The 8,239-nt window shown below is 69.6% G+C and carries 6 protein-coding genes; 3 read left to right on the plus strand and 3 right to left on the minus strand.

What is annotated here, in order from left to right; translation table 11 throughout:
* Both ACH5AO_RS37020 and ACH5AO_RS37025 read left to right on the plus strand, forming a co-directional pair.
* On the plus strand, positions 1-372 hold a 372-nt coding region (locus tag ACH5AO_RS37020; protein ID WP_398932518.1), incomplete at its 5' end, for an alpha/beta hydrolase.
* A 414-nt stretch (positions 373-786) separates the two neighbouring features.
* Positions 787-1,551, plus strand: coding sequence for an alpha/beta fold hydrolase (locus ACH5AO_RS37025; RefSeq protein ID WP_398932520.1), 765 nt, complete (start codon positions 787-789; stop codon positions 1,549-1,551).
* A 222-nt stretch (positions 1,552-1,773) separates the two neighbouring features.
* Here ACH5AO_RS37025 and ACH5AO_RS37030 read toward each other — a convergent pair whose 3' ends face one another.
* Entirely contained in the window at positions 1,774-2,961 is a 1,188-nt protein-coding gene (locus ACH5AO_RS37030; RefSeq protein ID WP_398932522.1) for a cytochrome P450, read from the minus strand.
* Positions 2,962-3,420: 459 nt separating this feature from the next.
* Entirely contained in the window at positions 3,421-3,891 is a 471-nt protein-coding gene (locus ACH5AO_RS37035) for a hypothetical protein (protein ID WP_398932524.1), read from the minus strand.
* A gap of 303 nt (positions 3,892-4,194) precedes the next feature.
* Between ACH5AO_RS37035 and ACH5AO_RS37040 the strand changes: the two genes are divergently transcribed.
* Positions 4,195-4,755 (plus strand): TetR/AcrR family transcriptional regulator, encoded by a 561-nt coding sequence (locus ACH5AO_RS37040; RefSeq protein ID WP_398932526.1) that lies wholly within the window; start codon positions 4,195-4,197, stop codon positions 4,753-4,755.
* A 331-nt stretch (positions 4,756-5,086) separates the two neighbouring features.
* On the opposite strand, the gene ACH5AO_RS37045 is transcribed toward ACH5AO_RS37040, so the two are convergent.
* Entirely contained in the window at positions 5,087-7,273 is a 2,187-nt protein-coding gene (locus ACH5AO_RS37045) for a BTAD domain-containing putative transcriptional regulator (protein WP_398932528.1), read from the minus strand.
* Positions 7,274-8,239 lie beyond the last annotated feature (966 nt).

An 8,239-nucleotide genomic window follows, 5' to 3' on the forward strand; every position in this document is an offset into this window, starting at 1 on the left:
CTCCACACCGTGCCCGTCCCCCGGCCCGGCGGCGGCACCGCCTCCGACCTGTACATCCAGCAGGACAAGTTCCGCTCCGTCTTCGCCGCCGACGTCCCCGGTGATGTCACTGATCTGATGGCGGCCACGCAGCGGCCCATCACCTCCGCGGCCCTCGACGACACCGCCACCAAGGCCGCCTGGAAGACCATCCCCTCCTGGAGCCTCATCACCACCCAGGACCTCGCGATACCCGCGGACTCCATGCGCTTCATGTCCCGGCGCGCCCACTCCCGCATCACCGAGATCGACGCCTCCCACGCCGTCACCGTCTCCCAGCCCCGCGCCGTCTCCGACATCATCGACAAGGCGGCCCGGGACATCACCGGCTGACCGCGCGTGGGGGACAGCGGCCCGCGCCGGCCGGGGTGCGAGGAAGCGGAGTCCCCGGGCGGGCCGTCCGCGGGGCCGTCCGCTCCGGGAGGACATTCCGGCGGATGCCGTGCTCGGCGGTGAAGCCTCCGGCAACCGCCGGGTGTCGACGACCGCGTTGTGGTCGTCGATGCCGGGTGCGCGCGTACGGGCAGCGGCGGGTGCCCGGCCCGTACGCGCGGAGGGGGTCCGGTGAGAGTCGCGGCCGCCCGACGGAGGGTAAGGTCTGTGCGTTCACCGAGCGATACCGAGGAATCCCTCTTGTCTGCGACGTTCCACCCCCTTCCTGAAGGAATCCACCGGGCCACTCTCCGTACCCGGCGCGGGGAGTTCTCCGTTCTGGAAGGCGGATCCGCCTCGACGGCGCGTGCCACCGTGCTTCTGCTGCCCGGCTACACCGGCAGCAAGGACGAGTTCATCCCCTTGCTGGCGCCCTTTCTGCGGGAGCGCTACCGGGTCGTCGCCGTGGACGGCCGCGGCCAGGACGGGACCACCGGACCGGCGTCCGAGGACGCTTACCGGCAGGAGGCCCTGGCCGAGGACGTGATCGCACAGGCCGAGGCGCTCGGCACGGAGGTACATCTGCTCGGCCACTCGATGGGCGGGCACGTCGCCCGTGCCGCTGCGCTGGCGGATCACCGCCCCTTCCTCTCGCTGACCCTGTTGTCGTCAGGGCCTGGACGCGTCGGGCAGGCACGCCGGCTGCAGCTCGAGCTTCTTCTCGGCGCCCTGGAGTCGATGACGATGCAGGAGGTGTGGGACACCATGCAGAAGCTTCGTCCGGCGGCTCGGGAGGACGCGGAGTATCTGCGTCGGCGATGGCTGCGCACGAACCCCACCCAGCTCCGTGTGGCAGGAGCCCAGTTGCTGTCCGAACCTGATCGCACGACGGACCTGCTGGCTGTTCCGCTGCCGAAGCACGTCATCCACGGGGACGCCGACGACACCTGGGAGACAGCCGACCTCAGGGACATGGCGCACCGGCTGAACGCGCGTCACACCGTGGTGGCCGATGCTCAACACTCCCCCAACCTGCAACAGCCCGCCTCCACCGCTGCCGCGCTGACGAGCTATTGGAACGCGTTGCCCCCGGTTCCACGGCGCTCTCCGGAGCTGCGGCACAGCGTCCCGCGACGATGAACCGCCGCGGGACGCCGACCGGCTGATCACGCCTGCGGCCTGAGGCCGCGAACCTGCGCGAGCGGCGCGGGTTGCGGTGAGTTCCCTCCGGCGAGGCCGGCTCGTTCGCCGTCGGGCGAACGACGGGCGAGCGGCGCGGTCATCGGCCGGGGCCGCCGGACCGGGGGCTTTCGTCCCGGCCCGGCACCGTCCTCCGACGCCGCGCCGTTTCCGGCGCGGCCCTCAGAGATGAACCGGCAGTCCGGCCTTCCCGTTGAAGACGAATGTGGGCAGAGGCTGCGGCTCCTCGTCCGGTTCAGCCAGTTCCATGTGCGGGAAGTAGGTGAAAAGAGCCTGCAGAGCCACTGAGGCTTCGACGCGTCCCAGGGGTGCGCCGATGCAGTAGTGCACTCCATGGCCGAATGCCACGTGTTCCTTGTTCACGCGGCGCACGTCGAAGACATCTGCCGTGTCCCCGTGGACCTCCGGATCGCGTCCTCCCGCCCCGAACCCCATGAGGACGGGGTCGCCCTGGCGAATCACCGTGCCCTCGCCGAGATCGATGTCCTCGACGGCGTACCTGAGAGGCATGTGCTGCACGGGGGCATCGCGGCGCAGCGTCTCCTCGACGACCGCCGTCCATGTCGCCTCGCCACTCCTCACGGCGGCCAGTTGTTCCGGATGCCGGAGCATGTTGTACGCGGCGTTCGTGATGAGTTCGGTGGTCGCCGGAACACCGCCGGCAATGGTGACGGCCAGAGCCAGCACGCGCTCCTCATCCGTCATCCCGGCCTGAGCCAGCGTGGTCGCCATGTCCTCCCCGGGGAGGTCCTTCTTCCCCGCAAGCAGCGCTGCGAGGTATCCCATCGCGGACTCGAGCTGCGCGTTCGCCTGGTCGGCGTCCTCGGCGGGGCTGAGGAGGTTCCGCATGGCTTCCGTGGCCTCGGACCATTCCGCTTCCGGGACACCGAAAAGATCACACAGGGTTTCGCAGGCGATGACCTGCGCGTACTCCGCGCGTATGTCGACGAGGGAGCCGGAAGTCCCGAGGGAGCCGAGGAGCAGCGGAACCCGTTTCCCGAGATTTTCCCTCAGCGCTTCCAGGCGTTCGGGGGTGAACGCCCCTTCCATGATCTCCCGCAGTCGATGGCGGTCCGACCCGTAGGCGTTGAGAACGGTGGGCGAGATGAGGAAAGGAGCGAGTGGCCAGCCGTCGGGAACGTCCGGGAGTCCGGGCCAGTGCCGCTGCGCGTCCCGCGACAGCCGTCCGTCGTCGGAAAGCTGCTTCAACCTCTCATGCCTCGTCACCGACCAGGCGACGATGCCGCCCGGCAACTCGACCCGGACCGCGGGGCCGAGCGACTGGAGTTCGGCGATGTCTTCATGGAGGGAACGACCTGTGTGATCGAGCGGAAACACTTCGGCTGACATGAGGGGATCCTTTGTCGCGTCGGGGTGGGAAGGTCACGCAAGGGTCTGGCGACGGCCTTTCACCGGCCGGACAGTGGCTTCCCGGCGGCTGCGGAGATTTCCGGGCAGCCGTGCGCCGGTCCGGCGGCACCGGGGCGGCGAGCACTCGTCCGACATGTGGGCAGCAGGCGCTCTCGGCCGCTTCGGACTGCAGCATCGATAATGTAGCATGCAATATATTACATGCCACTCGATGGGGTCGAGCACCGCGAGACTCCCCCTTCGGGCCGTGTCCGCTCACCCCCGCGGACTTCTCCCGGTGACGTACGTACGGCGGGTCGCCCACCGGTCCCGCGCGCAGGAGCCCGCCACCACATCGGCCGGCCGGCCTCGGGCCCGCCGTCCCCGGTGTCGTGTCCCCGCCTCCCGGGCGGGGACGCGACACCGGGGACTCACCGGCGGCCACCCTCCGTGCCCCGCTCAGCGGCGGGTTCCCACAGGGCCCGTCGAACTCTTCGTGCGGGAAGGGACCTCCGCCTTCGGCACGAACGTCAGCGCCGCCACAGCGTCGACCGGCTCCGGCCGGCCCCCGCCGTCGCGCCCCTCGAAAGTGGCGTCGAGAAGGTCACGGAGCGACCTGTTGACCTCCATCGGGAGCATCGAGATCATGCAGACCTCTTCCAGCGACGCCGACTCGGCGACCTCGACGAGCTCGTCCTTGAGGTCCTCCCGCGTGTACGTGATGAGGTAGTTGTAGTCCTGCTCGAGCGTGAGCAACTTGTGCTCGCGCAGCCCCGCCGGGACGTCGCTCTCCTTGAAGTTCCACAGGAACTTCGCCGGCCCGCCGACGACCGGACCGCCCAGTACGAGCTGCTTCTCCATGAGCGCGTCGAGGATCCGGAACGCCTGCGAGGTCTGCTCGGCGCTGATGAACACCTGGTAGTACTGCATGCCTGTCTCCTTCGGCCCGTCACGACGGGTTCACCGATCAGCGGCCTTCGGGGCCGTTCCGATGTAACGTCGCTATAGTAATACGGAAGCTATAGCGCTGCAACATTCGCAGGTTCACCCCTTCAGGAAAGCCCTCCCTCACCACATCAAGGGGTCGTCGAATACGCCCGGACAACAGGCGACGACTCCGCACCGAATGTTGATCACAGCAGATCCGGCGAGGTGAACGGAGACGGACGCCTCTCCGTCGAGAGGGCAGAACTGACCCCCCGAACCTAGTTGTATCGATGTTACAATCTTTGGATGGACGAAAACGTATCCACCAGGGACAGGCTCCTCGTCGTCGGTGCCGACCTGCTGCAAGCGGCTCAGGGCGGTGACGTGACGACACGCGCGATCACCCAGGCGGCAGGCGTCCAGGCACCGACGCTCTACCACCATTTCGGCAGTAAGCAGGGCCTGCTCGACGAGGTCGTCAGTCACGGCTTCCACCGCTTCCTCGAGGAACGGCGGACATCGCCCAGCAGCGACCCGATCCAAGCGATCGCCCAGGCCTGGGACACACATGTCCGATTCGGTGTCGAGCACCCCGCGTTCTACGCGCACCTCTACGCACGCGTCGAACCCGGTTACAAGTGCGGGGTCGTTTCGCAGGTCGAGCTCATGCTGTTCAACGTGCTGGAAGGTGCTGCCGACCAACTCGTCCTGCCGCCCGCCGACGCGGCGAAAACCATCCTGGCCGCGAGCAGTGGCGTCGTCATCACCATGATCAGCGAGTTGAACGGCACCGTGGACTGGTCCTTGTCCGACCGCGTCCGCGACGCGATCCTGGCGTCCCTCATCAAGAGGACGACCACTTCGTAACGCCACCGCGCCGACGTGCCGCGACGGACCTGTGCCGTCGGGTCGTCCCGCACCGTTCGGAGCACGGCCGGACACCGGGCCGTACCCGACGCGCCGGCAGCGCCGTGTACGGCGGCCGGCGGACCACCCGGCGCACGAGCCGTGGACCGGGCGGAGACGGCGCGGACCGTCGCGGCGAGCATCCGGGCCGGGACCCTCTCCCGCTCACCCTCGCTCGGTACCGCCACCGGGCCGCGGCGACCGCCGTCGGCGCGGCCTTCGCCGGGCCGGCCTCACCGCATGCGCGTCGAGCACGGCACCGGTGCCCGGCGGCTCGGCACGGCGTCCTCGGTCATCGGGCCCGCCCCCGGCTGACGTACGCGCGGGCGGTGGGATCGCACAGTCGCGCAGCGGCCTTCATCACGGTCCGCTCAGTGGCCTCCGACTCGCTCGACAGACCCCTGCGGTCCAGGAAATCCTCCATGGACCAGGCCAGTCGCCAGGCGTACTCGTCGATGCGGCGCCCCTCGGTCTGCGCGATGAGTGCCATGAGGACGGCCTGCTCGGAGGTGAACCATGCGATGGCCTCCTCCGTGTTCGCGAAGGACTCGGGAAACACCTGCGCCGTCGGCTCGTGCAACCGGATGGTGTACCGATCCGGCGCCATGTGCTGTCCGGCGGCGAAGGCACTGTGCAAGTAGTAGTCGAGCATCCGGCACATGGCCGCCTCCTCGTCCTTCGGGGTGTCGGTGGCGGTGAGGAGTTCGCGGGCGTACGCCCTCAGGAGGTCGTGCGAGGCGTACCGGGCCGGTGCGGTTTCCTCGACCAGGCACGCCTGGACCAGCTCCGCCAGCAGCTGCCGGGTGTGCGGCCGAGTGAGGCCCGCGAGGCTTGCGGCGGCGGCCAGCGAGATGTCGGGGCCCGGATGCAGGGACAGCATCCTGAACAGCCGGGCCGTGGCGGGCGTCAACGCCTTGTAGGACCAGGAGAAGACAGCCCGTACGTCAGTCGTGCTGCCGGGCTCCGCGTCGGTGAAGGAGTCGAGGCTTCCCCATCCCTCACGCAGTTCCTCCGCCAGACTGGCCAGCGGAAAGGTCGCGCGCAACGCGGCTCTGGCCGCCGCGATCGAGAGGGCCAGGGGCAGCCGGCCGCACTGCTCCATGATGACCTCCACGGCCTCGGGTTCGGCTGCGACCCGTTCCTCGCCGATGCGACGGGCGAGGAAGTTCCGTCCCTCTTCGGCCGACAGTACGTCCAGCCGGATCGGCCAGGCGGCGTCCGACGCGATCAGGCCCGTCAGCTGGTTGCGGCTCGTCACGATGGTCAGGCAGCCGGGCATCCCGGGCAGCAGCGGCCTGACCTGGGCCGCGTCGCGGGCGTTGTCGAGCAGGAGAAGGACGCGCCTGCCGGACAGCACGGTACGGAATCGTGCCGCCAACGCGTCGACGTCCTCGGGAACGCTGTGGGACGGAACTCCGAGAGCTTCCACCAAGGCGCGGAGGGCGTGCTTCGCGGTCAGCGGTGTGTGGGAGGAGTCGAATCCCCGAAGATTGACATAGAGCTGGCCGTCGGGGAATCGGTCGGCAACGGCGCGGGCCCAGTGAACCGCGAAAGCCGTCTTGCCCACGCCCGCCATTCCGGTGACCACACTGAGCATCGCCGCGGACGGTTCCGCACCGATGTCCGGGGTGAGCCTCCATGCCTCCTTCATGGCCTCCTCGCGCCCGACGAAGGTGGCCAGGTCGGCCGGCAGCTGAGCGGGAGCCGCCAGGGCGCCGTACGGCAGCCGAATGGCTTCATCACGGTTCACGGGTGCGGCAGGTGACGTGCCGGCGTGCGCCCGGTCACGCTCGACGAGCAAGGTCTGGTCCGCCCGCAGAATGCGCTGGTACATCGTCTGCAGGGCCGGGCTCGGATCGACACCGAGTGCGTCCTGCAACAGGTCGCGTGCCTGCAGGTAGGACTCGAGAGCCGCGGCCTGGCGCCCCGACCGGTACAGGGCCACCATCAGCATCTCCCGGAACCGCTCGTTCAGCGGGTCGCCGTTCACCAGCTCGGTCAGCTGCGAGACCAGTTCCGCGTGAGCGCCGAGGTCGAGTTCCGCCGCCAGGTAGGTTCCTTGGGCAGCCGTGCGCAGCGCCTCCAGCCGGACACGCTGCGCATCCGCGTACCACCCGTGCATGCCGGCCAGCGCCGGTCCCTTCCACAGGCCGAGGGCCTCGCGCAGTGCCGCGACGACAGTCGGGTGGTCCCGTCGTGAGGCGGCCCGCTCGGCGAGGGCGGTCAGCTTGCGGAAGGAGGTGAGGTCGAGATCGCCGTCGCCCAGCCGCGTCTGGTAGCCGCTGTCGACGGTCTGGATCACGGATGCTCCCACCAGGCTGCGCAAGCGGTGGATGTAGGAACGGACCGAGCTGATCGCCGAACCCGGTGCCCTCCCGTCCCATGCCCTGTCGATGAGTTCCTGCCCCGAGACAGGAACGCCCTCGGCGAGAAGCAGCACGGCGAGTACGGCTCGCTGCTGCGGCGGCCCGAGGTCCACGCACTCCTTACCGCGCCACGCACGCACGGGACCCAGCACTGAGAATCGAAGGGGCTCATCCGGTTGACCGGACTTCCCCGTGTCATACATCAATCCCGAAATCCTGGTCTGAGAGCTGTACGAGTTGGTCATGGTGACGGGTTCCGGGTGATCCGGCGGGCGGACGACCCTGGTAGTCGTGTCTGAGGACGATGCGGGACCTTCGGTCACGATCGGGTGGGCCGGCCGGCCCGCAGGGGACAACGGGATCCGTCGAGGTGCGACGGAAGCGGACTCCCCTCTCCAGGCGTGCGGAGGTGCCGGTCTGCCGTACGGCAGGCTTCGGCCGCGTGTTCCGCCGGCCTTCCGGGGAACGCCGCGTGTCGATGACGTCCACCACGCCCAAGCCACTTCAGTCGAACTACCGAGACATTTAATATGCAATATATTGCACGCTGCATGTCAGATAGTCAAGGAGGCGCCGGGCGATGCTCACGGAAGGGGCACCTGCGCGGCACCAGCAGCGGCCTGTGTCCCGACCAGAGGGGCCGCCGCGGGGGTCACCTTCGTCCGCCGTCGCACGGCCGCTTCCCTCCCGGCGTCGCGAAGCCCGTTCCGGCGGTCCCGCATGCAGGAGGCGTAACACCGCAGGGAACATGCCGTACGTGACCTGGGTAACACCCCCGAGCGGGGGTTCGGGACGCGACAGCCGACGCCTGCGCCGGAGCCGGCCGCGGTCCCGGCCGGGGCCGACTCCAGGAACCCGGGGACGACTTCCTGACGCCACGTCGGCGACGTCCCGAACGGCCGCATCGCATAGACGTCCGGTGCACACGGGGGGCGGGGGGGGGGGGGGGGGCGCCCCGGGCCCCCCCCCCCCCCCGGGGGGGGGGGGGGGGGGGGGGCCGGGGGGGCGGGGGGGGGGGCGGGGGGGGGGGGGGGCGGGGGGGGGGGGCGCGGGCGCGGCTTCGGTGGCGGTGGTGGCGG

This window comes from Streptomyces sp. NPDC018964 (genome assembly GCF_044390325.1).
Classification (GTDB): domain Bacteria; phylum Actinomycetota; class Actinomycetes; order Streptomycetales; family Streptomycetaceae; genus Streptomyces.

Excerpts from the sequence above, each read along its gene's own strand:
- ACH5AO_RS37030 (WP_398932522.1), bottom strand. The coding sequence starts at position 2,961 with ATGTCAGCCGAAGTGTTTCCGCTCGATCACACAGGTCGTTCCCTCCAT.
- ACH5AO_RS37035 (WP_398932524.1), bottom strand. The coding sequence starts at position 3,891 with ATGCAGTACTACCAGGTGTTCATCAGCGCCGAGCAGACCTCGCAGGCG.
- ACH5AO_RS37040 (WP_398932526.1), top strand. The coding sequence starts at position 4,195 with ATGGACGAAAACGTATCCACCAGGGACAGGCTCCTCGTCGTCGGTGCC.